This window comes from Nocardioides sp. LMS-CY (assembly GCF_018732145.1).
GTDB lineage: Bacteria > Actinomycetota > Actinomycetes > Propionibacteriales > Nocardioidaceae > Nocardioides > Nocardioides soli.
In genome coordinates this window covers 1,038,590-1,062,883 of record NZ_CP076104.1, presented here as the reverse complement: position 1 = coordinate 1,062,883, position 24,294 = coordinate 1,038,590, and the positions used below count along the sequence as shown (strand labels likewise).

26 protein-coding genes are annotated in these 24,294 nt (G+C 72.2%); 23 read left to right on the top strand and 3 right to left on the bottom strand.

Translation table 11 applies throughout. The features are described 5' to 3' along the window. The first annotated feature begins 47 nt into the window (after positions 1–47). The 23 genes from fliE to KM427_RS04985 all read left to right on the top strand — a co-directional run bounded on the left by fliE (position 48) and on the right by KM427_RS04985 (position 19,513). The gene (gene fliE, locus KM427_RS05095; RefSeq protein WP_183592913.1) at positions 48–371 is read left to right on the top strand and encodes a flagellar hook-basal body complex protein FliE; all 324 of its coding nucleotides are present in this window, start codon (positions 48–50) and stop codon (positions 369–371) included. Continuing rightward, a complete protein-coding gene (gene fliF, locus KM427_RS05090) occupies positions 368–1,960 on the top strand; it encodes a flagellar basal-body MS-ring/collar protein FliF (protein WP_215526486.1) in 1,593 nt (530 codons plus the stop codon). The genes fliE and fliF overlap by 4 nt, the downstream gene beginning before the upstream one ends. Next, a complete protein-coding gene (gene fliG, locus KM427_RS05085) occupies positions 1,960–2,967 on the top strand; it encodes a flagellar motor switch protein FliG (protein ID WP_183592911.1) in 1,008 nt (335 codons plus the stop codon). Before fliF ends, fliG begins: the two co-directional genes overlap by 1 nt. Beyond that, positions 2,960–3,667, top strand: a complete 708-nt coding sequence (locus KM427_RS05080) for a FliH/SctL family protein (protein WP_215526485.1) — start codon at positions 2,960–2,962, stop codon at positions 3,665–3,667. Before fliG ends, KM427_RS05080 begins: the two co-directional genes overlap by 8 nt. Next, positions 3,664–4,974: a FliI/YscN family ATPase gene (locus KM427_RS05075; protein ID WP_252275069.1), complete on the top strand. Its 1,311-nt coding sequence runs from the start codon at positions 3,664–3,666 to the stop codon at positions 4,972–4,974. Before KM427_RS05080 ends, KM427_RS05075 begins: the two co-directional genes overlap by 4 nt. Continuing rightward, positions 4,971–5,438, top strand: a complete 468-nt coding sequence (gene fliJ, locus KM427_RS05070) for a flagellar export protein FliJ (protein WP_215526484.1) — start codon at positions 4,971–4,973, stop codon at positions 5,436–5,438. Before KM427_RS05075 ends, fliJ begins: the two co-directional genes overlap by 4 nt. Then, complete coding sequence (locus KM427_RS05065; RefSeq protein WP_215526483.1) at positions 5,435–6,400, top strand: transglycosylase SLT domain-containing protein; 966 nt, start codon at positions 5,435–5,437, stop codon at positions 6,398–6,400. Before fliJ ends, KM427_RS05065 begins: the two co-directional genes overlap by 4 nt. Further along, positions 6,397–7,635, top strand: a complete 1,239-nt coding sequence (locus KM427_RS05060; RefSeq protein WP_215526482.1) for a flagellar hook-length control protein FliK — start codon at positions 6,397–6,399, stop codon at positions 7,633–7,635. The genes KM427_RS05065 and KM427_RS05060 overlap by 4 nt, the downstream gene beginning before the upstream one ends. 8 nt (positions 7,636–7,643) lie before the next feature. Beyond that, the gene (locus KM427_RS05055; RefSeq protein WP_215526481.1) at positions 7,644–8,126 is read left to right on the top strand and encodes a flagellar hook assembly protein FlgD; all 483 of its coding nucleotides are present in this window, start codon (positions 7,644–7,646) and stop codon (positions 8,124–8,126) included. A 30-nt stretch (positions 8,127–8,156) separates the two neighbouring features. Continuing rightward, complete coding sequence (locus KM427_RS05050) at positions 8,157–9,032, top strand: flagellar hook-basal body complex protein (protein ID WP_183592905.1); 876 nt, start codon at positions 8,157–8,159, stop codon at positions 9,030–9,032. 153 nt (positions 9,033–9,185) lie between these two features. Then, on the top strand, positions 9,186–9,488 hold the full coding sequence (locus tag KM427_RS05045; RefSeq protein WP_183592904.1) for a flagellar FlbD family protein: 303 nt from the start codon (positions 9,186–9,188) through the stop codon (positions 9,486–9,488). Beyond that, a complete protein-coding gene (locus tag KM427_RS05040) occupies positions 9,488–10,255 on the top strand; it encodes a motility protein A (protein ID WP_183592903.1) in 768 nt (255 codons plus the stop codon). The genes KM427_RS05045 and KM427_RS05040 overlap by 1 nt, the downstream gene beginning before the upstream one ends. Continuing rightward, complete coding sequence (locus KM427_RS05035; RefSeq protein ID WP_215526480.1) at positions 10,252–11,253, top strand: OmpA/MotB family protein; 1,002 nt, start codon at positions 10,252–10,254, stop codon at positions 11,251–11,253. The genes KM427_RS05040 and KM427_RS05035 overlap by 4 nt, the downstream gene beginning before the upstream one ends. Continuing rightward, a complete protein-coding gene (locus KM427_RS05030) occupies positions 11,250–11,684 on the top strand; it encodes a flagellar basal body-associated FliL family protein (RefSeq protein ID WP_183592901.1) in 435 nt (144 codons plus the stop codon). Before KM427_RS05035 ends, KM427_RS05030 begins: the two co-directional genes overlap by 4 nt. 169 nt (positions 11,685–11,853) lie before the next feature. After that, on the top strand, positions 11,854–12,756 hold the full coding sequence (locus KM427_RS05025) for a flagellar motor switch protein FliM (RefSeq protein ID WP_252275067.1): 903 nt from the start codon (positions 11,854–11,856) through the stop codon (positions 12,754–12,756). Beyond that, the gene (fliN, locus tag KM427_RS05020; protein WP_252275065.1) at positions 12,753–13,550 is read left to right on the top strand and encodes a flagellar motor switch protein FliN; all 798 of its coding nucleotides are present in this window, start codon (positions 12,753–12,755) and stop codon (positions 13,548–13,550) included. Before KM427_RS05025 ends, fliN begins: the two co-directional genes overlap by 4 nt. Positions 13,551–13,557: 7 nt before the next feature. Further along, positions 13,558–14,013 (top strand): flagellar biosynthetic protein FliO, encoded by a 456-nt coding sequence (locus tag KM427_RS05015; protein ID WP_215526479.1) that lies wholly within the window; start codon positions 13,558–13,560, stop codon positions 14,011–14,013. Beyond that, positions 13,971–14,810 (top strand): flagellar type III secretion system pore protein FliP, encoded by an 840-nt coding sequence (gene fliP / locus KM427_RS05010; protein ID WP_252275063.1) that lies wholly within the window; start codon positions 13,971–13,973, stop codon positions 14,808–14,810. Before KM427_RS05015 ends, fliP begins: the two co-directional genes overlap by 43 nt. A gap of 7 nt (positions 14,811–14,817) precedes the next feature. Further along, complete coding sequence (gene fliQ / locus KM427_RS05005; RefSeq protein ID WP_183592898.1) at positions 14,818–15,087, top strand: flagellar biosynthesis protein FliQ; 270 nt, start codon at positions 14,818–14,820, stop codon at positions 15,085–15,087. A 19-nt stretch (positions 15,088–15,106) separates the two neighbouring features. After that, positions 15,107–15,868 (top strand): flagellar biosynthetic protein FliR, encoded by a 762-nt coding sequence (locus KM427_RS05000; RefSeq protein WP_215526478.1) that lies wholly within the window; start codon positions 15,107–15,109, stop codon positions 15,866–15,868. Then, the gene (locus tag KM427_RS04995) at positions 15,868–17,013 is read left to right on the top strand and encodes an EscU/YscU/HrcU family type III secretion system export apparatus switch protein (RefSeq protein WP_215526477.1); all 1,146 of its coding nucleotides are present in this window, start codon (positions 15,868–15,870) and stop codon (positions 17,011–17,013) included. Before KM427_RS05000 ends, KM427_RS04995 begins: the two co-directional genes overlap by 1 nt. Before the next feature lie 123 nt (positions 17,014–17,136). Further along, positions 17,137–19,179: a flagellar biosynthesis protein FlhA gene (gene flhA / locus KM427_RS04990; RefSeq protein ID WP_252275368.1), complete on the top strand. Its 2,043-nt coding sequence runs from the start codon at positions 17,137–17,139 to the stop codon at positions 19,177–19,179. Positions 19,180–19,207: 28 nt separating this feature from the next. Beyond that, on the top strand, positions 19,208–19,513 hold the full coding sequence (locus KM427_RS04985) for a hypothetical protein (RefSeq protein WP_215526475.1): 306 nt from the start codon (positions 19,208–19,210) through the stop codon (positions 19,511–19,513). Positions 19,514–19,825: 312 nt separating this feature from the next. Here the strand turns inward: KM427_RS04985 and KM427_RS04980 are convergent, their stop codons facing one another. From KM427_RS04980 to KM427_RS04970, 3 genes are read right to left on the bottom strand one after another with little or no spacing between them, the layout of a single operon-like run. Further along, a complete protein-coding gene (locus KM427_RS04980; RefSeq protein ID WP_215526474.1) occupies positions 19,826–21,790 on the bottom strand; it encodes an ABC transporter ATP-binding protein in 1,965 nt (654 codons plus the stop codon). 53 nt (positions 21,791–21,843) lie between these two features. After that, complete coding sequence (locus KM427_RS04975; protein ID WP_183592892.1) at positions 21,844–23,580, bottom strand: ABC transporter ATP-binding protein; 1,737 nt, start codon at positions 23,578–23,580, stop codon at positions 21,844–21,846. Continuing rightward, complete coding sequence (locus KM427_RS04970) at positions 23,580–24,173, bottom strand: TetR/AcrR family transcriptional regulator (protein WP_252275061.1); 594 nt, start codon at positions 24,171–24,173, stop codon at positions 23,580–23,582. The genes KM427_RS04975 and KM427_RS04970 overlap by 1 nt, the downstream gene beginning before the upstream one ends. Between the last annotated feature and the right edge of the window lie 121 nt (positions 24,174–24,294).

The following is a 24,294-nucleotide window of genomic DNA, read 5'->3' as shown; positions in this document are numbered from 1 at the left end:
GACCACACGACCGCGCTCGCCACGACCTCGTCTCCGCGGGGGCTCCGATGAGCGTCCCCGCGATCGAGGCGATCGGCTTCCAGCCCTACGTCGCGCCGACGCTGCCCGCCTCCGCCGCGACCAACGCGGCGCGCACCTCGGGCACCGGTGCGGCGTTCGGCGACCTGCTCGTCGACGGCCTGGACCGCCTCGAGGCGGTCCAGGACAAGGCGGACAAGCTCGCCGTCCAGGCCGCGACCGGTGACCTCGACGACATCCACGACTACACGGTCGCCGCCACCGAGGCCTCGGTGACCGCCCAGCTGACCGTCGCCGTGCGCAACCGGGCGCTCGAGGCGTTCACCGAGATCATGCGGATGCCGATCGGATGAAGCAGAACCTCGCCCGCACGCTCACCCGCCTGCGGACCACCTTCATGTCGCTCACGCTCGGCCAGCGCCTGGTCGCCGTGGTCGGCACCGGGGCCCTGCTGCTCGCGGCGTTCATGGTGTTCCAGTGGGTGTCGACCCCGAACTACGCGCCGCTCTACAGCAACCTCGCGTCCGCGGACGCCTCGTCGGTCATCGACGAACTGGAGGCCGAGGGCGTCCCCTACGAGCTCGCCGACGGCGGCAGCACGATCATGGTGCCGCGCGACAAGGTCTACTCGACGCGGATCACCCTGTCCGGCCAGGGCCTGCCGGCCAACAGCTCCGCCGGCGGCTACTCCATCCTCGACGGCCAGGACATCTCGACCTCGGACTTCCAGGAGCAGACCGACTTCAAGCGGGCCATGGAGGGCGAGCTCACCAAGACGATCGAGGCGATCGACGGGGTGAACACCGCCGTCGTCCACCTCGCCATGCCGGAGAAGCGGGTCTTCTCCGACGAGCAGGACCCGACCACCGCGTCGGTGCTCGTCGACACCGCGGCCGGCACCAGCGTCGACGCGCAGAAGGTCCAGGCGATCGTGAACCTGGTCGCATCGAGCGTGGACGGCCTCGACCCGGCGAACGTCACCGTCGCGGACTCCACCGGCAAGGTCCTCTCGACCGACAGCGGCGCCGGAGGTGCCGGCACCGGCACGCAGGCCCAGGCGGTCGCCGACTTCCAGGCCCGCAAGACCCAGCAGATCCAGACCATGCTCGACCGGGTCCTCGGGCCTGGCAACTCCACGGTCCAGGTCTCGGCCGACCTCGACTTCGACAAGGCGATCCAGGAGTCCACGACCTACCGGGGCAACCGGAGGACGCCGCCACTCTCCGAGTCCACCGCCAAGGAGTCCTACGAGGGCGTGGCCCGCACCGGCAGCACCGGTGTGCTCGGACCCGACGGCCAGATGGGCCCGGGCGGGGCCGCCGACGGCGAGGACGGCACCTACTCGAAGGAGTCGACGACCCGGGACAATGCGGTCGAGACCACCAAGGAGCACCGCGAGGCGGCCCCGGGCAGCGTCCGGTCGCTGCACGTCGGCGTCGTGCTGGACTCGGCGTCCGCCCAGGGCGTCGACGCCGCCGACGTACAGGACCTGATCACCGCGGCCGTCGGCATCGACCCCGACCGCGGCGACACCGTCGAGGTCTCGACGATGTCGTTCGACCGCACCGCCGACGAGGCGGCCGCGGCCGAGCTCGCGGCGGCGGCCAAGGCCAAGGCCGACGCCGAGCGGTGGCGGCTGATCCGCAACATCGGCATCGGCGTGGCCGTCCTGGCCATCCTGCTGCTCGCCTGGCTCCGGGCCCGGCGCGGCCGCCGGCAGCGCGAGGACCGCACGGCGTACCTCGTCGAGCAGCTGCGCCAGGATGCCGCCGATCGCGCGGCGGCCGCCGCCGAGCTGCAGCCGACGCCCGCCGTCGCCGCCCTCGAGGCGAGCGAGCAGGCCGCCGACGACGAGCTGAAGCGGGAGATCGCCGCACTGGCCGAGCGTCAGCCCGACGAGATCGCCACGCTGCTGCGCGGCTGGCTGGTGGAGCGCCACTGATGAACATCGCATCCATGGGCGTCCGCAAGGCCGCCATCGTGCTGATCCAGCTCGGCCGGGAGAAGGCCGCCGCCGTCCTCAGCCACCTCGGGGACGCCGAGGTCGAGGCGATCTCGGCGGAGATCGCCTCGCTCGACGTGGTCGACGCCGCCGAGAGCGGCGCCGTGCTCGCGGAGTTCGCCGCGATGGCGACCGCGCAGGCCCACATCGCCCACGGCGGGTTGGCCTTCGCCCGCACCATGCTCGAGGAGTCGTTGGGCGAGGAGCGCGCCAAGGAGATCATGGAGCGCCTGCAGGCCGCGGCGATCAAGATGCCGTTCCAGTTCCTGCACCGCGCCGACCCGGGTCAGCTCCGCACGTTCATCGCCGACGAGCATCCCCAGGTCATCGCGCTGGTGCTCGCCCACATGACGCCCGACAAGGCGTCGATGGTGATGGCCGGCCTCCCCTCGCACCTGCAGGCGGAGATCGCGCACCGCATCGCGGTCATGGACCGGACCTCCCCGGAGATCATCCGGGCGGTCGAGGCCAACCTGGAGCGCAAGCTCTCGTCGGTGCTCCAGCCCTCGGACATGTCCCGCGTGGGTGGCGTCGACCCGTTGGTCAACATCATCAACCGGTCCGACCGGGTCACCGAGCGGCAGATCGTGGAGGGCCTCGAGGCGCTCGACGCCGAGCTGGCCGACGAGGTGCGCAGCCGGATGTTCATGTTCGAGGACATCGTGCACATCGAGGACCGGTCGGTGCAGCTGGTGCTGCGCCAGGTCAACGAGGCGGAGCTGGCCCTGGCGCTCAAGGGCGTCAGCGAGTCCGTGCGCAACAAGATCACCTCCAACCTCTCGTCCCGTGCCGCCGAGACCCTCATCGAGGAGGTCGACCTGCTCGGCGCCGTCCGGCTGACCCAGGTCGAGGAGGCGCAGCAGAGCGTGATCCGCAAGATCCGCCAGCTCGAGGAGCAGGGCCAGATCATGGTGCACCGCGGCAGCGAGGAGGAGCTCGTTGTCTGAGGCACTCACGCACCCCGAGACCGCCGAGCCCGCCGACGCCGGCCGACCGGTCGTCTGGCCCTCCGCCGAGCGTCCCGACCTGCGTCGCGGCGTCTGGACCCGCCTGGGCGACGGGCGGGTGCTCGGCGACGGGCCGACCGAGGCGATCCTCGGCGGCCTGGCCGAGCGCACCCGGACCGCCGCGCAGGCGCAGGGGTACGCCGTCGGCTGGGCCGCGGGCCAGCAGGCCGCGCTGCGGCGGGCGGCCGAGCGCGAGGCCGCCGCGACCGCCGAGGCCGAGCGGCGCGAGGCGGCCCGCGCCCGGGAGCACGCGCTGGCCGTCGTCGCGCTCGAGGAGGCGGCCGCGGCGCTGACGGCCGCGGCCACCGAGGTCACCGCCCGCATCGGCGAGCAGGCGGCCGACCTGGCGTTCGAGCTGACCCGCACGCTGGTGGGACACGAGCTGTCCGTGACCGCCGACCCCGGCGCCGACGTGGTCGCGCGGGTGCTGGCGGTGCTGCCGAGCGGACCGGCCGTGACGGTGCGGCTGCACCCGCGGACGGCGGAGGGCGTCTCGCCCGACCCGCTGGGCGCGCACGGCGTCGAGGTCGTCGCCGACCCGGCGCTCGACCCGCACGACGCCGTCGTCGAGACCGACACCACCGCGATCGACCTGCGCATCTCCGAGGCCCTGGACCGGCTCCGCGAGGCCCTGTCGTGAGCGCCGGGATCCTGACCGCCGAGCGCCGGACAGCGGCCCTCGAGGCCGTGGTGCCGCCACGGCTGGGCCGGGTCGTCGGCCTGCTCGGCCTGCGGGTCACCGTCGCCGGCGTGCCGGCCGCCCTCGGCGACCTGCTCGAGGTGCGCGGCGCCTCCGGCCGGGTGCCGGTCGAGGTCGTCGCCAGCGAGCACGGTGTCCTCACCTGCCTGCCGCTGGCCGACACCTTCGGGCTGCGCGTCGGCGACCACGTCGAGGCCAGCGGCCGCGGCCTGCGCATCGCGGTCGGCGAGCAGCTCCGCGGCCGCGTGCTCGACGGCCTCGGCCGCCCGATCGACGACGGGCCGTCGCTCACCCAGCTGCCGCAGGTCGTGGTGGACAACCAGACCCCGCACGCCCTGCTGCGGCCGCGGATCGACCAGCAGCTCAGCCTGGGCGTGCGCGCGATGGACGCGCTCACCGCCTGCGGACGCGGCCAGCGACTCGGCATCATGGCCGGCTCCGGCGTCGGCAAGTCCAGTCTGCTCTCGATGATCGCCCGCGGCACCGAGGCGGAGATCTCCGTGATCGCGCTGATCGGCGAGCGGGGCCGCGAGGTCCGGGAGTTCCTCGAGAACGACCTCGGCCCCGAGGGCCTGGCCCGCTCGGTCGTCGTCGTCGCGACCTCCGACGAGCCCCCCGTCGTCCGGCTGCGCGCGGCGTTCGTCGCCACCCGGATCGCGGAGTGGTTCCGCGACGCCGGGCGGCACGTCGTGCTGATGATGGACAGCCTGACCCGCGTCGCGCTGGCCCAGCGGGAGATCGGGCTGTCGGCGGGCGAGCCGCCGGCCACCCGGGGCTTCCCGCCGAGCGTCTTCGCGATGCTCCCCAAGCTGCTCGAGCGCGCCGGCACCTCGCCCGCCGGCAGCATCACCGGCCTCTACACGGTGCTGGTCGAGGGCGACGACCTGCAGGACCCGATCGGCGACGCCGCCCGATCGATCCTCGACGGACACATCGTGCTGACCCGCGAGCTGGCCACCTCGGGCCACTTCCCCAGCATCGACGTGCTCGAGTCGATCTCCCGCGTCTCGGCGATCGTCCCGCCGACCGGCAGGCAGGACGCCCGACGCCTGCGGCGGCTGCTCGCCGCGCACCGCAACGTCAAGGAGCTCGTCGAGATCGGCGCCTACGTCGCCGGCACCGACCCCGACGCCGACACCGCGCTCGCGCTGATGCCGGCCATCGAGACGTTCCTGCGCCAGGACATGGACGACGTCACCCCCGCCGCCGACACCTGGTCCGCGCTGCGCGAGCTGGTGGCGCCGTGACCGCCCGGACGAGCGCCCGGCGCGGCGAGCTGAGCGGGCTGCTCCGCCTGCGCGGCGTGCGTGAGCGCGACAGCCGCATCGGCCTCGCCACGGCGCTGGGCGAGGAGCGCGAGGCGGCGGCGCGACTCGCCGACCTGGAGCAGGTGCTCGCCACCCTGCCCACCCCGGAGAGCTGGGACGCCGCGGCGTTCCAGGGCCGCCAGCACACGCTCGAGCTGATCCGGATCGCGATGGGCACGGCGCGCGCCGAGCTCGAGACCGCCCGGCACGTCAGCGCCGCGGCGCGCGACCGCTGGAGCAGCGACCGCAGCCGCCTCAAGGCCGTGGAGTCACTGATCGAGCGTCGGGCCGCCGCCGCCCGCACGGAGCGCCTGCGACGCGAGAACCGCGAGCTCGACGAGGTCGCCGAGCAGCTCTGGCGGCGCCGCACCCCGGCGCCGGCCATCGACGGAGGTACCCCATGAGCATCGCCGAGGTCACCAGCCGGATCAGCCAGATCAAGGCGCAACTGGCCCTGCTCAGCGGCCCGGCGGCCGCCACGGGCAGCAGCGGCGCCGCCTTCGCCGGCGCGCTGCAGGACGCCACCGCGCCCCCGACCGCGCGGATCGCCGCGGGCACCGGCGGCGTCGGCGACCAGGTCGTCGCGAACGCCCGGAAGTATCTCGGCGTCCCCTACGTGTGGGGCGGCACCGACCCCGCGACGGGCCTGGACTGCTCCGGCCTCGTCCAGCAGGTCTACTCCGAGCTCGGCTACGACCTGCCCCGGGTCTCCTACCAGCAGGCACAGGCCGGGCGCCCGGTCGCAAGCCTCGCCGAGGCCCAGCCCGGCGACCTCGTCGCCTTCAACTCCCCGGTGAACCACATCGGCATCTACATCGGCGACAACCAGATGATCCATGCCCCGCGCCCGGGCAAGGACGTCGAGATCTCGCCGGTCTACGCCACCCCGAGCGCGATCCGCCGGATCGTGCCGGACGCACCCGCGGCCGGAGCGCTCGGCTCGATCGGGGCCATCGGGACCACCGCGCCCGGCCGGGTGGCCGCCGGCACGCCGTACGCCTCGCTGTTCGACGGCGCCGCGGCCCGGCACGGCGTCAGCGCCGCGCTGCTCTCGGCGGTCGCCAAGCAGGAGTCCGGATACGACCCGCGGGCCACCAGCCCCGCCGGGGCGCAGGGCTTGATGCAGCTGATGCCCGGCACCGCCCAGGGGCTCGGCGTCACCAACGCCTACGACCCCGCCCAGGCCGTCGACGGCGCGGCGCGACTGCTCAAGAGCCTGCTCGACCGCTTCGGCAGCACCGATCTCGCGCTGGCCGCCTACAACGCCGGTCCGGGCGCGGTGCTCAAGTACGACGGCATCCCGCCGTACGCCGAGACCCAGAACTACGTCACGTCCGTCCTGTCGACGCTGGAGGCAGCCGCATGAACCCGACGTCCCTGCTGAGCGGGCTCGGTGCCGCGATCGGCGCGAACCCCTCCCTCGGCGGCGCGAACGGCGGCCCCGACGGGTCGGCCCCGGGCACCGGCGACCTGTTCCTCTCGCTGGTGGCCGGGCTGCTCGGCGACCAGGCCCCGGACGCGGTCGCCGTGCCGGACGGCACCGCCGACGACGGCAGCGCGGGGGGATCCGCCCCGGGGCCGACGGGCCCTCCCGGCACGGGCCTGCCCGCCCCACCCGGCCTGCCGGTCCCCGGCGACCCGGCCGACCAGACCGACCCGACCGACCCGACCGACCAGGCCGACCAGGCCACGCCGGCGGCCCCGGGGACCACCGCCGCGATCTCCGGCCCAGTGCCCGTGCTCGCCGCGGCACCCGCGCCGGTCTCGACGGGCCCGGCCGACGCCGGCCGGCGGGCTGGCGGCGTCGGCACGCCGGGTCCGAACCCGGCGCCCGCCGGCTCCACCCCGCCGACGGACGCCGATCCGAGCCCGGCCATCACCCCAGGGGCCGGCGACGACGCCGTGCGCCCCGCCGGCGCCTCTTCGAGCACCGTCGCGAACGGCACCCCGAGCCCGAGCCAGACCACGGGCCCGACCGCGGCGGCGCTCGCACCGGCCGGCGCACCCCCGACGGTCTTCGCCCCGACGGCACCGTCCGCCCCGCCGGTGGACCCGCACCGGGTCACCGGCCAGGTCTTCCCGGAGGTGGTCCGGGTCGCCGGGACCACCGCGGACGGCGGCCCGCAGCGGCTCACCGTCAAGCTGAACCCGGAGACGCTCGGCGAGGTCCGCGTGGTCCTCACCCAGCGCCGCGGGGAGCTCGAGGTGCGCCTCGCCGGCGGCGAGGACGCACGGCGGGCCCTGACCGAGGGCGCACCCGAGCTGCGACGGCTGCTGGAGTCGGTCGGCCGCGGCGACTCGCGGATCGTGATCCGCGACCTCTCGGGCGGCACCGCCCCGACCCCAGCCCCGACCCCTGCGCCGGCCCCGGCGTCGGACGGCTCGGCGCTGCGCAGCGATGTCTCGACCGACCTCGGCGGCGACGCCTGGTCGGGCGCCGGCCGCCCGGGCGGCGAGCCGGCCGCGGACCGGGGAACCGCCCGGTACCGCGCCTCAGGAAGCACCAACGCCACGGATGGCACCTCGAGCGCGGCGGACCCGTCGCGTGTCAGCACGACGAACGCGCCCGGCCGCCCCGGCGGCCTGGACGTGTCGATCTAGGAGGAGCCATGTCCGTCCCGGCAACCGAGGCCGTGACCCCGAACGGGATGTACCGGTCACCGACCACGACGACCACGGGTTCGAACTCCGACAAGGAGATGTTCCTGAACCTCATGGTCGCCCAGCTGCGCTACCAGGACCCGCTCAACCCGGCCGACTCGGGTGAGTTCCTGGCGCAGAACGCGCAGTTCACCGCCCTGGAGAAGATGCAGGACGTCGCCGACCAGACCGCCGCCCTGCTCGCCGCGCAGATCTCGTTCGGCGCGGCGGGGATGGTGGGCAGGAACGTCACCTACCTCACCGAGGACGGCGGCACCGCGTCCGGCGTCGTGAGCTCGGTGACCTACGACGCCGCCGGACCCCGCCTGACGGTCGGCGACCAGAGCGTCTCGCTCGGCCAGATCTCCTCCATCAGCGCCGCCGACCCGGCGACCGACCCGGCGACCGACCCGGCCTCCGAACCGTCCACCAGCACGGCGCCCGCCGTCTGATCGATCACCACCGCCTCCCAAGGAGAACCCATGCTTCGCTCGCTCTTCGCCGGCATCAGCGGCCTGCGCGTCAACCAGGTCATGCTCGATGTCACGGGCAACAACATCGCCAACGCCAACACGATCGGCTTCAAGTCCAGCCGCACCGTCTTCTCCGACACCCTGTCGCAGATGCTCACCGCCAGCACGGCACCGGGCAACGGACGCGGCGGCACCAACCCGATCCAGGTCGGCCTCGGCGTCCAGGTCGCCGCGACCACGACCAACTTCAACCAGGGGTCCAACCAGACCACCGGCGGCCTGACCGACATGATGATCCAGGGCGACGGGTTCTTCGTCGTCCGCAAGGGCGGCCAGGACGTCTACACCCGTGCCGGCGCGTTCACCTTCGACGAGCAGCGCAACCTGGTCGCCCCCGACGGCGGCCTGGTGCTGGGCTACACCGGCGCCAGCATCGACGCCACCGGCAACGTGATCAACCCGGCCGGCGCGACGCCGACGCCGATCAGCCTGCCCGCCGACGACGGCGCGGCCCCGCCCGCCGTCCCGAGCCCGCTGAAGTCCTACGAGATCGGCGCCGACGGCAAGATCACCGCGACCTTCGACAACGACGACCGCCGGGTGATCGCGCAGCTCGCCATCGCCGACTTCAACAACCCGGCCGGCCTGGAGAAGGTCGGCGCCACCAGCTTCCGCGCGAGCGCCAACTCCGGTGCCCCCCAGACCGACATCCCCGGCGCCGGCAGCCGCGGTCAGCTGGTCATCGGCTCGGTCGAGATGTCCAACGTCGACCTGGCCGCCGAGTTCACCAACCTGATCCTGGCCCAGCGCGGGTTCCAGGCCAGCTCGCGGGTGATCACCACCTCCGACCAGGTGCTCGAGGACCTCGTCAACATCAAGCGCTGATCCGGGCTCCTGAGGCAGCGGACGCACGGGTGCCGCCACCGGCGCCCGTGCGTCTTCGTCGGGCGACACCCCTCAGGTTCGGGTGTCCGCCGCCGATCAACCCATCGAGCCGCCACGGATGGCTGCTTATCGCAAGGACCAAGGACGGTGCACATGATCACGCTCACGCGACTCTCGGGAACGGCGTTCGCGCTCAACTGCGACCTCATCGAACGCGTCGACGCCACGCCTGACACGGTGGTCACCCTCGTCGACGGCAAGAAGTACGTCGTGGCGGAGTCGCTCGCCGAGGTGCTGCGCCTGGTCCGGCTCTACCGCGGCGAGGTGCTCGCGCTCAGCACCTCCCTCGAGGTCGACCCCTGGGGCCACGACGAGCCCCGTCAGCCCCGCCTGGGCACGGTCTCCGAGCACCCGGCCGCCCGGCTCCGCCGCGCCGCCACCGAGACGGAGTCCTGATGGACCCGATCACCATCATCGGCGTCATCGGCGCCCTGGCCTTCATCGTTGCCGGCAACATGATGGAGGGCGGCAACCCGATGAGCCTGATGCTGCTCCCGCCGATCCTCATCGTCGTGGGCGGCACGATCATGGTCTCGCTCGCCGGCGGCACGCTCGGCGACGCCAAGCTCGCCGTACGCGGCATGGTGCACGCGTTCACCGGCAGCGCACCGAAGGTCAGCGCCGTGGTGCCGACCCTGGTCTCCCTGGCCGACAAGGCGCGCCGCGAGGGCCTGCTGGCGCTCGAGGACGCGCTCACCGACGTCGACGACCCGTTCCTGGCCAAGGGCCTCACGCTCGCGATCGACGGCACCGACCCCGAGGAGGTCCGCGACATCCTGGAGGCGGAGGTCGCGGCGGCCAAGGCGGACACCCGGCAGGCCGCGAGGTTCTTCAACCAGGCCGGCTCCTACGCGCCGACGATCGGCATCGTCGGCACCGTGATGGGCCTGGTGCACGTGCTGGAGAACCTCGCTCAGCCGGAGGAGCTGGGCCACCTGATCGCGGGTGCGTTCGTCGCCACCCTGTGGGGCGTGATGTCGGCGAACGTGTTCTTCCTGCCCGTCGGCGCCCGGATCACCCGCCTCGGCGAGCTGCGGGCCGCCCAGATGGACATCGTCATCGAGGGCGTCGCCGCGCTCCAGGCCGGCTCCAACCCGCGCGTGGTCGCCCAGCGCCTCCAGTCGCTGCTGCCCCCGGACCAGCGTGAGCCGGAGGCGGCATGAGCCCGCCGAGGCGCCGGCGCAAGAAGCCGGAGGATCCCGAGGAGCACGTCAACCACGAGCGCTGGCTGGTCACCTACGCCGACATGCTCACGCTGCTGATGGTGCTCTTCATCGTCATGTTCGCGATGAGCCAGGTCGACCAGAAGAAGTACAACGCGCTCAAGAACGGCCTTGCCGACGGCTTCGGCGCGACCAGCTCGTTCATGAAGGGCTCCGACTCGATCCTCGAGGGCCAGCTCACCGAGGGGTCCAACCCCAGCCTCGCGGGCTCCAAGATCTTCGAGCAGCTCTCCCCTGCCGAGCAGGCGGTGGTCTCCGAGGTGATCGCGCAGGAGGAGCTGCGGCGCCAGCGGTCGTCGTACGACGCCGCCGTGCTGGAGGTGGACCGGCTGCGCGCGGCCGAGCACAAGCTCAAGGCCGCCCTGGAGAAGCGCGGCCTCGCCGACGACGTGGCGACGACCATCGACAACCGCGGGCTGGTCGTCAGCCTGGTCTCCCGGCACGTGGTGTTCCAGCCGAACATCGCCCGCCTCAGCCCGCGCGGCCGCGAGGTCGTCGACACGCTGGCACCCGTGCTCTCCGCGCTCGGCAACGACCTGGAGATCGACGGCCACACCAACCAGGCCGCCGGCCGGCCGAAGTACTACGCCACCGACTGGGACCTCTCCGCCGCCCGGGCGGTCGAGGTGCTGCGCCGGCTCAACGAGACGGCCGGGATCCCCGGCAGCCGGCTCTCGCTGGCGGCGTTCGGGCACGAGAAGCCGCTGATGGAGCCCTCGAAGCCGGGCTCGCAGGCGGTGAACAAGCGGGTCGACATCGTGGTCCTGCCCGACGTCAGCCCGGCCTCGCAGCAGCTGCTCGACGAGGTCGCGAAGGGGCGCTTCGGCGAGCGCGCGGCCGATCCGGCCGGCACCACCGGCCGCACGAACGAGACGTCGGCCGCCGGCGGCGACCGCGCCGCCGGCGCCGGCCACAGCACCGAGGGAGGACGCGGATGAGCACGACCGCCGAGAAGGCGCCCGAGACGACCGAGTCCGACGGGAGGAGGCTCGGCTGGAAGAAGCTGGTCCTCCTCGCCGTCGCACTGCTCCTCGTCGCCGGCGCGGCGTACTGGTTCCTGCTCAGGCCGAGCGACCCCACGGCGCCCCCCGAGCCGGGCGAGATCGTCAACCTGGACGCCACCCAGATCAACCTCGCCGACGGCCACTACCTCCGGCTCGGCCTGGCCCTGCAGCTGACCTCGACCGCCAAGGAGGCCAACGGCAGCAAGGCCCTGGACGCGGCGATCCAGCTGTTCAGCGGGAAGCGTCTGGAGCAGCTCGAGGGCGGCCGGCGCGACGTCCTGAAGCAGAAGCTGGCCGCGGAGCTCGAGCACCTCTACGAGGGCGACGTGATGGACGTCTACTTCACGGAGTTCGTCACGCAGTAGCCCCGTCCGCCGGGCAGGCTCCCGGCACCCGATCCACATCACTCCGACGCAATCCCTCAGGTCGTCGGGGCCGGCGCCGATGCCTGTACTCGTGGCGCCCTCAGACTCCCCTGTCGCAACTCCCCCTGCACCGACCCCCACTCCGGCCGCTGCACCGGCCGCGGACGGCGTGACCCGTCGTTCCTCCGCGGAGCCGGTCCTCTACGACTTCCGGCGTCCGATCCAGCTCTCGCGCGAGCACTCCCGGATGCTCCAGGTCGCGCTGGACGGGTTCTGCCGGCTGGCCACGACCGTCTTCACGTCGTCGCTGCGCACGGTCTGCTCGGTGAGCCTGACCGGCATCGAGCAGAGCACCTACTCCGAGTACGTCGACTCGCTCGACGCCACGACGTACCTCACGATCTTCTCGGCGGAGCCACTGCTCGGCAAGTGCGTGCTCGAGGTCCCGCTGCGCGCGGTGATGACCACGGTCGACTACATGCTCGGTGGCCCGGGCCGCGAGGACCAGCCCGAGCGGCCCCTCACCGAGATCGAGACCAGCGTGGTCCGCGGCCTGCTCGAGCGCCTCCTCGGCGAGCTCCGGTACTCGCTCGCGCCGATCGTGAGCTGCGAGCCGATCATCACCGGGGTCGAGTACAGCCCCCAGTTCGCGCAGGTCGCCGGCGCGGCCGACGTGATGGTCGCGATGCGGCTCGAGCTGCGCATCGGCGAGCGCGCGTTCGAGATGACGATGTGCATGCCGTTCTCCGGGCTGCTCCCCCACATGATCCGGGCCGCGGCCCCGGCCCCGGTCTCGGACCGCGAGCGGGCCCAGCGCGCGCAGTCGGCGGCGAAGCTCCGCGACCAGTTCCAGCGGGTCCCGGTCGACGTCTCGGTCAGGCTGCGCCCCACCACCCTGGCCCCGCCCGACCTCGCGGCCCTCCAGCCCGGCGACGCCATCCGGCTCAACCATCCCTCGTCGGCCCCGCTCGAGGTCGTGGTCGACGGCATCAACTTCGCACATGCGACCGCCGGGACCAGTGGCTTCCGGCTGGCCGCCCTGATCGTGGACACCCCCAAGGAGACCCAGTGAGCGACCCCGTGAGCACCGAGACCACCTTCACCGAGCTCGCCGGCGGTGCCGCTGCCGCGGGCGCCGCGGTGCTGCCGGCCACCGAGCAGCTCGGCGTCGGCGCCGTCGTCGCGGGCGACCCGGACGTCGCGGGCCCGTTCGCCGGCGCCGTCGTGGCCGACCTCGACGGTACGTCGGGCCGCGTCGCGCTGCTGGTCGGCCGGCAGCTCGTCGACGCGCTGGCGAGCAGCCCGTTGGGCGGCCTCGACCTCGCCGCGGCCCTCCAGCCCACCCTCGACGCGGTGGCGACGGCCCTGCACGGCCGGGTCGGCGCCGCCCGCGAGGTCGCGACCGATCTGGTCACCCGCGAGATCGCCGGGCCGTTCACGGTGGCCTTCCTGAACACGACCCTGAACACCAACTCCGTCGCGGCGGCGGTGCTGCTGCCCGACTCGGTGCTCGCCGCCGCCCAGGACGTCGCCGCAGCACCGGCAGCGAACCCGGCAGCGGCGGCCGCGACCGGCGCGGTGCTGAGCTCGCTCGGCTCGAGCGACCTGCGCCCCCACCACCCGGGCATCGAGATGCTGCACGGGGTGGACATGGAGGTCACGGTCGAGATCGGCCGGACCCGGATGACCGTCCGCGACCTGCTGGAGCTCACCCCCGGCGCGGTGCTCGAGCTGGACCGCGCCGCGGGCAGCCCCGCCGACCTGCTCGTCAACGGCCGGCTGATCGCCCGCGGCGAGGTCGTCGTCATCGACGAGGACTTCGGGCTGCGGATCACCGAGATCGCCGTCGACGCGGCCGCGAGCTGACCCGCCGATGCTCGAGCTCGCCATCCGGCTGGTCTTCTCGCTGGCCGTCGTGCTGGGCCTGCTGGCCCTGCTCGCCAAGCTCGGCGCGCGCCGGTTCCGTGGCGGCAAGGACGCCATGGTCCGGGTACTGCACCGTCAGTCCATCTCCCGTGGCACCGCGGTCACCGTGGTCACCGTCGGCGGTCGGGTGCTCGTCCTCGGCACCACCGAGCACCAGGTGCGCGTGCTGACCGAGCTGGACCCCGAGGAGATCGCCGACCACCTGCCCGACGACGTCCCCGGGATGCCCGGCGAGGTGCTGGCGCTGGTCCCGACCTCCGAGTCCGGCGAGTCCACCGCCGCGACCCCCATCGAGGTCCCCGCGGCGGCCGGTAACGCCGCCGGCGGTGCCCTGTCCGGCTCGGTCCTCAGCATCGACACGTGGCGCCAGGCCTTCGCCGCCGCCACCCGGCGGATGTCGTGACCACGCTGGTACGCCGCGCGGGCATCGTCCTGGGCCTGCTGGTCGTCACGGTCGTCGTACCGGCGATCGTGCTGCCGGCGGCCGCGGCACCCACCGGCCCCGACGGCCCGTCCGGGCCCGCCGGCGGCACGTCGGACGTCACGATCGGCCTCGACGGCCTCACGCAGAGCCCCAGCACGTCGGTGACCGTGCTCATCGGCCTCACCCTGATCTCGCTGCTGCCCGCGATCCTGCTCAGCTGCACGGCGTTCACCAAGATCTTCATCGTCCTCGGACTCACCCGGAACGCACTGGGCCTCCAGCAGACCCCGCCCAACCAGGTGCTCGCCGGCCTCGCGCTCTTCCTCAGCCTGTTCGTGATGGGCCCGGTGCTCGGCGAGATCAACGACATCGCGCTGCAGCCCTACCTCAACGGCGACCTGACCGCGTCGGCCGCCCTGGACTCCGGCCTCCAGCCGCTGCGCGACTTCATGCTCGCCAACACCGACGACAACGAGCTGGAGCTGCTGACCAACGTCGCGGGCCGCGAGATGCCCGCGAACGCGGAGGAGGTCTCGACGACCACCCTGATCCCCGCGTTCATCCTCACCGAGCTCAAGCAGGCCTTCATCATCGGGTTCGTCATCTTCATCCCGTTCCTGGTCATCGACCTGGTGGTCAGCGGCGCGCTGATGGCGCTCGGCATGATGATGATGCCGCCGGTGATGGTGTCGCTGCCCTTCAAGCTGCTGCTCTTCGTGATGGTCGACGGCTGGGCCCTGGTCATCAAGTCCCTCGTCTCCAGCTACGGAACCTAGGTGCACCATGTCCGACACCACCGTCATCCACCTCGCCCTGCAGACCATGCTCGTCGCGCTCAAGCTGTCGGCGCCGATCCTGGTCACCTCGCTCGTGATCGGCTTCACGATCTCGCTCTTCCAGTCGCTGACCCAGATCCAGGAGTTCACGCTCGCCTTCGTGCCCAAGCTCGTCGGCGTCGGCGTCGCGCTGCTGCTGTGCGGCAACTGGATGATGCACACGCTCGTGGCCTTCACCAACGACATCTTCGAGGGCCTCCCGGCCATGCTCGGCTGAGGCTGCGACCACTCCCACCATGACCCTCACCGTCTCGGGCGAGCCCCTGGTCGCCTACCTCCTGGCCTCCGTGCGGATCCTCGCCTGGCTGGCCGTCGTGCCGCCGTTCTCCGGACGCACGGTGCCGACGATGGCGAAGGTCGTGCTGGGCCTCGGGCTCTCCTTCGCGGTCGTCCCCGACGGGGACCTGATCCCCCTCGACACGATCAGCCTCCTGCTGAACGTCGCGACCCAGGTGCTCGTCGGCGTGGCGATGGGGTTCGTCTGCCACCTCCTGCTCGCCGCGATCGCCGCGGCCGGCAGCCTGGTCGACGTCTTCGGCGGCTTCTCCCTCGCACAGGGCTTCGACCCGCTGTCGATGAACGGGACCACGGTCTTCGGCAAGTTCCACCAGATGCTCGCCACCGTGCTGCTCTTCGTGACCGGCGGGCACCTGATCGTCATCGGCGGCCTGCTCAAGACCTTCCAGTTCCTCCCCCTCGGCGCGACCCCCGGCTGGGGCAGCTTCCCCGACGTCCTGCTCACGGCGTTCGGGCTCTTCTTCACCACCGCCGTGCAGATCGCACTGCCGCTGATCGCCGTCCTCTTCCTCGCCGACCTGGGCCTGGCGCTGCTCACCAAGGTGGCCCCGCAGATGCAGGCGATGGCGGTGATGTTCCCGGTGAAGATCGGCCTCACGCTGCTGCTGGTCGGACTCTCCTTCCCGGTGCTGCCGCACGCCATCGACCGGATGGTCGACCTCTCCACCCAGGCGATGTCCGTGCTGTCGGGAGCCGGCTGATGAGCGAGGAGAAGACCGAGCAGCCCACCGCCCGGCGCCGCAAGGAGAACCGCAAGGAGGGCAAGGTCCCGCGCACCCAGGAGCTGGGGGCGTGGTCCGCGCTGGCGCTCTTCGCGCTGGCGCTGCCCAAGCTGATCGGACACGAGCTCTCCGCGCTCCAGGACATCATGACCAGGTGCCTGAGCATGGGCGGCGAGGCCGACGTCGCGCGGGCCCTGACGCTGCTCGGCGCCGGGCTCTGGCACGTGCTGGTGTCGCTGCTGATCCTCGGCTCCGCGGTCCTGCTCGTCGGCGTCGCCGGTGCGCTCGCGCAGGGCGGGTTCTACCTCGCCAAGAGCGCGGTGAAGCCGAAGCTCTCCAAGATCAACCCGCTCCAGGGAGCCAAGCGCCTCTTCGGCCTGCACATCCTCTGGGAGGGCGCGAAGATGCTGGTGCGCAGCGCGATCGTCGTCGTCCTGGTCTGGGGGGCGGTCCAGGCGGCGATCCCGATGATCGGCGGCCTGGTGCCGATGCAGGTGGTGATCGAGCAGACCGCCGCGAGCGCGCTCGGCCTGATCCGCAACATCGCGATCATCGGCGTCGTCCTCGGCGCCGCCGACTACCTCGTGCAGCGCAAGAAGATGGGCAAGCAGACCCGGATGACCAAGGACGAGGTCAAACAGGAGCACAAGCAGTCCGAGGGCGACCCGCTGCTCAAGGGCGCGATCCGCTCCCGCCAGCTCGCGGCCGCGCGCAACCGGATGATGGCCGACGTGCCGACCGCGGACGTCGTGCTGGTGAACCCGACGCACGTCGCGGTGGCGCTGCGCTACGACCCCGCGCGGGGCGCGCCGCGCGTGGTGGCGCGGGGGGCGGGCGCGATCGCGACCGCGATCCGGGAACGGGCCGGCGAGGCCCGGGTGCCCCTGGTCCGCGACGTACCGCTCGCCCGCGCGCTCTACACCTCCACCACCGTCGGCCAGGAGATCCCCGCCGAGCTCTTCGCCGCGGTGGCCCAGGTGCTCGCGTTCGTGATCAGCCGGCGCACCCGTGGCCAGTGGGGCGGGGAGCACCGCACTCCGCGGCACGACCCCGAGGTGCCGGCCGTGCTGCCGGCCGCACGACGCCGCCGCAATCTCTCAGGTCCGATCCCGACCGGCCGATAGGCAGCACGGACCCCAGGACGGAGTCACCCCACCGGTGCCACGGACGGCGCTCAGCATCGACCTCGGTCGAACCTCGCTCGATCTCGTTCGGAACCCTGGAGGACCCACGTGCCCGTGAAGCGGATGACCCAGCTCGGGGTGCCCGTCGGCATCGTGCTGATCGTCGTGATGCTGGTCGTCCCGCTGCCGGCAACGGTCCTCGACCTGCTGATCGCCCTCAACATCACCACCGCGCTGCTGGTGCTGATGGTGGCCATGTTCGTGCACCGGCCGCTGGACTTCGCGGCCTTCCCGGCCGTGCTGCTGGTGATGACGCTCTTCCGGCTCGCGCTCAACGTCAGCGCCACCCGGCTGGTGCTGCTCGACGGCTTCGCCGGGAAGGTGATCGACACCTTCGGCCACTTCGTGGTCGGCGGTTCGCTGATCGTCGGCCTGATCGTCTTCGCGATCCTGCTGGTCATCCAGTTCGTGGTCATCACCAACGGCGCCGGCCGGGTCGCCGAGGTCGGTGCCCGCTTCACGCTCGACGCGATGCCCGGCAAGCAGATGGCGATCGACGCCGACCTGAACTCCGGGCTGATCGACGAGGACGAGGCCCGCCGGCGCCGCGCCGAGGTGCACGCCGAGGCCGACTTCTACGGCTCGATGGACGGCGCCTCGAAGTTCGTCAAGGGCGACGCGATCGCCGCGATCATCATCACGCTGGTCAACCTGATCGGCGGCTTCGCGGTCGGCGTCGGCCAGCTGGGCATGCCGTTCGGCGAGGCGGTCACGACGTACAGCCTGCTGTCGGTCGGCGACGGCCTGGTCTCACAGATCCCCGCGCTGCTGCTCTCGGTCGCGACCGGCCTGATCGTCACCCGCTCGGTGAACGACGCCGATATGGGGTCCGACATCGTCCGCCAGGTGATGGCCAACCAGATGCCGCTGCGGGTCGCCGGGTTCGGCGCCCTCGGTCTCTGCCTGATCCCCGGCCTGCCCAAGCTGCCGTTCGTCGTCGCCGGCGGGCTGATGCTGATCGCGTCCTCTCGGGCGGGTGCGGCCGCGAAGCAGGCCGAGGCCGCCGAGCAGGCCCAGCAGGCGACACCGGCGCTGACCGCACCCGACACCCCGGAGCTGCTCGCCGCCGAGATCCAGGTCGACCCGCTCGGCCTGGAGCTGTCCGCGGACCTCATCGACCTGGTCGACGCGAGCAGCGGCGGCGACCTGCTCGAACGGGTCAAGGCGCTGCGCCGCAAGATCGCGACCGACCTGGGCATCGTCGCCCCGCCGGTGCGCACCCGCGACAACCTGCAGCTGCCCAGCCAGACCTACGCGATCCTGCTCTTCGGCATCGAGGTGGCGCGCGGCGAGGCGCCCCCGGGCACGGTCCTCGCCATCGGCGACTACCTCGGCTCGCTTCCGGGCCAGCCCACCCAGGAGCCGGTCTTCGGCCTCGAGGCGAAGTGGATCCCGGTCGAGCTACGCAGCCAGGCCGAGCTCAGCGGCGCCACCGTCGTCGACCGGGCCTCGGTGATCACCACCCACCTCGCGGAGGTCGTCACCGAGCACGCCGGCCGGCTGCTGGGCCGCGAGGACGTGCGGATGCTCACCGACGTCGTCAAGCGCACCCACCCGGTGGTCGTCGAGGAGCTCACCCCGACCCAGCTCAGCCTCGGCGAGATCCAGCAGGTGCTGCAGGAGCTGCTCGACGAGGGCGTCTCGATCCGCGACCTGGTGCGGATCTTCGAGGCGCTGTCGCTGCGCGCCGCCCGCACCAAGGAGCTCGACCCGCTCGTGGAGGCGGCCCGGCAGGCGCTGGGACCGGCCATCGCCGCGCCGTACCTCGTGGACAAGACGCTGCACGTGCTGACCCTCGATCCGCAGCTCGAGCAGCAGATCCTCGAGTCCCTGCGCCCCGGCGAGCAGGGCCAGAGCATCGCGCTCGACCCCGAGACCAGCCAGGCGCTGATGGGCAGTCTCGCCCAGCTGACCCAGGAGGTCGAGAACCGCAACGTGCGGCCGGTGCTGGTCTGCGCCCCGCAGCTGCGGGCACCGCTGCGCCGGCTGATCAACCAGATCGTGCCGCGCCTCGCGGTGCTGTCGTACCAGGAGCTGACCGGCGCCGACCAGATCCGCTCGGAGGGCGTCGTCATCGCCGACCAGCGCCTCGCCGTCGGCGCCTGACCCATCGTTCACCCACCCGGAGGTCCCCATGAGCCCGCTGTCCTGGCCGGTCCTGATCGGCACCCTGCTGATCGGCTCGCCGGCCCTGTACGCCGCGCAGGTCAGCGGCACGCTCTCCCCCGACGTCGCGGTCGTGCGACTGCTGATCTGCCTGGGCGTCGTGTGGGTGGGCTGCTCGGTCGTCGCCTCGCTCGTCGAGGGTGCGGTCGCGGCCAACCGGCGGGCCACCGCCGAGGCGGAGGCCGCCGCGGCCCGCAACACCGAGCCGACCGCCGAGTTCTCCGCCGACCCGACCGCCGAGTTCCCCGTCATGTCGCCCGAGGGCGCCGTCTGAGGGCGGCACCCGCCGGGTCCGGACATGCAGCGACCCGCAGGCGTCGGGCCCCTGAGGGGGCCCATCCCGGTGGACGTGATGACCGGAGCGCCTGCGGGTCGGGTGACTGCTTGGGATTCACCAGCAGCCGTCCCGGGGTGGCTCCACCCCGGGTGATGCTGATGGGCTGCTAGCGGGCAGCCACCTCACGCGTCCTGTAAGAACTCATTCTTCGGACCACCTCCTTTCCCGTGTGCCCTCACGCTAGGCGGGCCCGAGGCGACGTTCAAGGGATTAACGGGAGCCCCACCGTTGGGGCAGCTCCGACGCTTCTCACGCCCCGACCGCCGCCTCGTCGGCCGGCGCCCGGAACTGCGCGTTGTAGAGCCGGGCGTAGGCACCGTCGGCGACCAGCAGCGACTCGTGCGTCCCCTGCTCGACGATCGCGCCGTCCTCCATCACGAGGATCAGGTCGGCGTCGCGGATCGTCGAGAGCCGGTGGGCGATGACGAACGACGTCCGGTCGGTGCGCAGCGCCGCCATCGCGTGCTGGAGCAGCAGCTCGGTGCGCGTGTCCACGGACGACGTCGCCTCGTCGAGGATCAGCAGCGCCGGGTCGGTGAGGAACGCCCGCGCGATCGTGACGAGCTGTCGCTCGCCGGCGGAGAGGTTCGAGCCCTCCTCGTCGATCACCGTGTCGTAGCCGTCGGGCAGCGAGTGCACGAAGCGGTCCACGAACGTCGCCCGCGCGGCCTCCAGGATCTCCTCCTCGGTCGCGTCGGGTCGCCCGTAGGCGATGTTGTCGCGGATCGTGCCCTCGAAGAGCCAGGTGTCCTGCAGCACCATGCCGATCTGCCCGCGCAGCGTCGACCGGGGCATGCCGGCGACGTCGACGCCGTCGAGGGTGATCCGCCCGGCGTCCACGTCGTAGAAGCGCATCACGAGGTTCACCAGGGTGGTCTTGCCGGCGCCGGTCGGCCCGACGATCGCGACCGTCTCGCCCGGCCGGGCGACCAGCGAGAGATCGGTGATCAGCGGCCGGTCCTCGTCGTAGCGGAACGACACGTGTTCGAAGGCGACCTCGCCGCGGCGTACCGCCGGGGTGGCGAGCGCCGGCGCGTCCTCGAGCTCCTCGTCGGCGTCGAGCAGCTCGAAGACCCGCTCGGCCGAGGCGACGCCCGACTGCAGGAGGTTGGTCATCGAGGCGACCGTGGTCAGCGGCTGGGTGAACTGGCGGGAGTACTGGATGAAGGCCTGCACCTCGCCCAGCGACAGCGACCCGTTGGCGACCCGGAGTCCGCCGACGACCGCGACCAGCACGTAGTTGAGGTTCCCGATGAACATCATCGACGGCATGATCAGCCCGCTCACGAACTGCGCGCCGAAGCTCACCTTGAACAGCTCGTCGTTCTCCTCCGCGAAGGTCCGCTCGACCTCGGCCTGCCGGCCGAAGACCTTGACCAGCGCGTGGCCGGAGTAGGCCTCCTCGATCTGGGCGTTGAGCCGGCCGGTACGCCGCCACTGCGCGACGAACTGCCCCTGCGAGCGCTTCATGATCTGCGCGGTCACGATCAGCGACAGCGGCACGGTCACGAGCGCGACCAGCGCCAGCAGCGGCGAGATCCAGACCATCATCGCGAGCACGGCGAGCACGGTCATCACCGAGGTCAGCAGCTGGCTCATCGTCTGCTGCAGCGTCTGGCTCACGTTGTCGATGTCGTTGGTGACGCGGGACAGCAGCTCGCCGCGGGGCGAGCGGTCGAAGTAGTTCAGCGGCAGCCGGTTGATCTTGTCCTCGACGTCGGAGCGCATCTGCCGGATGGTGTTCTGCACGACCGTGTTGAGGATGAAGCCCTGGAGCCAGGCCAGCAGTGACGCCGCGGCGTACAGCGCGAGCACGATCAGCAGCACCCGCGCGACGGCGTCGAAGTCGACGCCCTTGCCGGGCACCACGTCCATGCCCTGCACCGCCGCGGGCAGCGCCGAGTCGGGCGTGCCGGCCGGGAACTTCGAGCCGATGAAGCCGTTGAAGACGAGGTCGGTGGCGTGGCCGAGGATCCGCGGCGCGATCGACATCAGCAGCACGCTCACGACGCCGAGGAGCACGACCGCGACCGCTTTGCCGCGGTCGGGACGCATCAGCGCGACGAGCCGCTTCGCGGACGGGCCGAAGTCCATCGCCTTCTGGCCGACCATGCCGCCGCCCATCGGGCCGCGGCCGGGGCCGCCCTGCGGCGCCTCGATGCGCTCGGTGGCCTGGAACTCCTGCTTCTTCGAGCCGGTGCTGGTCTCGCTCATGCTTTTCGGGGTCCCCGCGGAATCGGGAGCTTGCGAGCGATTCCGTGGGGTGTTCATGCTGCTTCCTCCGCGCTGAGCTGGGACTCGACGATCTCCTGGTACGTCGCACATGCGGCGAGCAGCTCGTCATGCCGGCCGCGGCCGACGACCCGGCCGTCCTCGAGCACGAGGATCAGGTCGGCGTCGCGGATCGTGGAGACCCGCTGGGCCACGATGACCACCGTCGCGTCCCGGGTCTCGGGCTTCAGCGCCGCGCGCAGCCGGGCGTCGGTCGCGAGGTCGAGCGCCGAGAAGGAGTCGTCGAAGAGGTAGATGCCCGGCTTCCGCACCAGGGCCCGGGCGATCGCCAGCCGCTGCCGTTGTCCGCCGGAGAAGTTGGTCCCACCCTGGGTGACCGGCGCGTCGAGCCCCTCGGGCAGCGCCGCCACGAAGTCACGCCCCTGCGCGACGTCGAGCGCCGCCCACATCTCCTCCTCGGTGGCGTCGGGCTTGCCGTACTGCAGGTTGCTGCGGATCGTGCCGCTGAACAGGTACGCCTTCTGCGGCACCAACCCGATCTGCTGCCAGAGCAGATCCGGATCGAGGCGTCGTACGTCGTGACCGGCCACCCGGACCTCGCCCTCGGACGCGTCGAAGAGCCGCGGCACCAGGTTCACCAGCGTGCTCTTGCCCGCGCCGGTGGACCCGATCACCGCCACCGTCTGACCGGGCCGGGCCTCGAAGGAGACGTCGGCCAGGACCGGCTCGTCCGCGCCGGGGTAGGCGAACGTGACGTGGTCGAGGTCGAGGTGGCCGCGGCGCGCCGGGTCGGGGGCGACGGCGTCGTCCGGCACGGGCACGGAGGTGTGCGTGTCGAGCACCTCGGCGATCCTGTCGGCGCAGACCGAGGCCCGCGGGATCATCATCAGCATGAAGGTCGCCATCATCACCGACATCAGGATCTGCATCAGGTAGGAGAGGAAGGCCGTCAGCGCACCGACCTCCATCTGGCCGTTGTCGATGCGGTGCCCGCCGAACCAGATGACGGCGACGCTCGAGACGTTCACGACCAGCATCACCAGCGGGAACATCGTCGCCATCCACCGGCCGGCCGCGACCGCGACGTCGGTCAGGTCGTCGTTCGCGCGCCCGAACCGCCGCGTCTCGTACGGCTCCCGGACGAACGCCCGCACCACCCGAATGCCGGTGATCTGCTCGCGCAGCACCCGGTTGACCTCGTCGATCCGGCCCTGCATGAGACGGAAGTTGGGCACCATCCGGCTGACGACGAAGCCGACGCACACGAAGAGCGCGGGCACCACGACGGCCAGGATCCAGCCCAGCCCCATGTCCACGCGCAGCGCCATGATCACGCCGCCGACCATCATGATCGGCGAGGACACCGCGATCGTGCACGACATCAGCACCAGCATCTGCACCTGCTGCACGTCGTTGGTCGTGCGGGTGATCAGCGACGGGGCGCCGAACTCCTGCACCTCGCGGGTCGAGAACGTGCCGACCCGGTGGAAGAGCGCGGCCCGCACGTCGCGGCCGAAGCTCATCGCCGTGCGGGCGCCGAAGCGGACCGCGACGACCGAGCAGACGATCTGGCCGAGCGACACCACCAGCATCACGGCGCCGACCCGCAGGATGTAGCCGGTGTCGTCCGCGGCGATGCCGTTGTCGATGATGTCGGCGTTCAGGGTCGGCAGGTAGAGCATCGCCAGCACGCCGACGAACTGGAAGAGGACCACGACACCCAGCCAGGGGCGGTACGGCGCGAGCCGGGCGCGCAGCAGTCGGAGCAGCATCAGGACCGGTCCTCCTCGGTGAGGACGCCGTGCAGGATCACGTCGACGATCTCCTCGGGGCTCAGGGGTTGCTGGTCGGAGATATGCGGATGGCTGCCCGAGAAGGTCAGCAGCCGCACGATGTGGACGACCCGGTCGACGGGGACCGTGAACCGGTCGGCGTCGCCGGACAGCAGGGTGGCCAGGCCGCCGTCGGCGAGCCGGCGGCGTACCTCCGGGTCACCCAGCGCCGCCGGCGGCTTGCGCAGCCCCATCGCCGCCATCAGCATGAAGATGCCGATGAAGCGCCGCTGCAGCAGCGTCGTGTACGCCACCAGCCGGTCCCGCAGCTCGAGCGTCGGGTCGATCCGGGCGATGTCGTCGAGGAAGGGCGACGGGTCGAACTCCGCCTCCATCACCGCGTCGAAGAGCTCCTCCTTGGTGGCGAACGCCCGGAAGACGGTGCCCTCCGCGATCCCCGCCGCCTCGGCGATCAGCTTCGTCGTCGTCGCCCGCCCGTGCTCGTAGAGCAGCGGCCGGGTCGCGGCGATGATCGCCTCCCGCCGCTCCTCGGGCGCCAGCGGCTTGGCTCGCCCGCGTCTGGTGGTGTCCACGACCGTCGAGCATAAATGAGTGAGCGCTCACTCACAAACGGTCTTCCGGCGCCCCTGCCGATACCCAGTGACGATGTGGTCGTTCCCGAGCCACGGGAACGACCACACTGCCGCTGGGTAT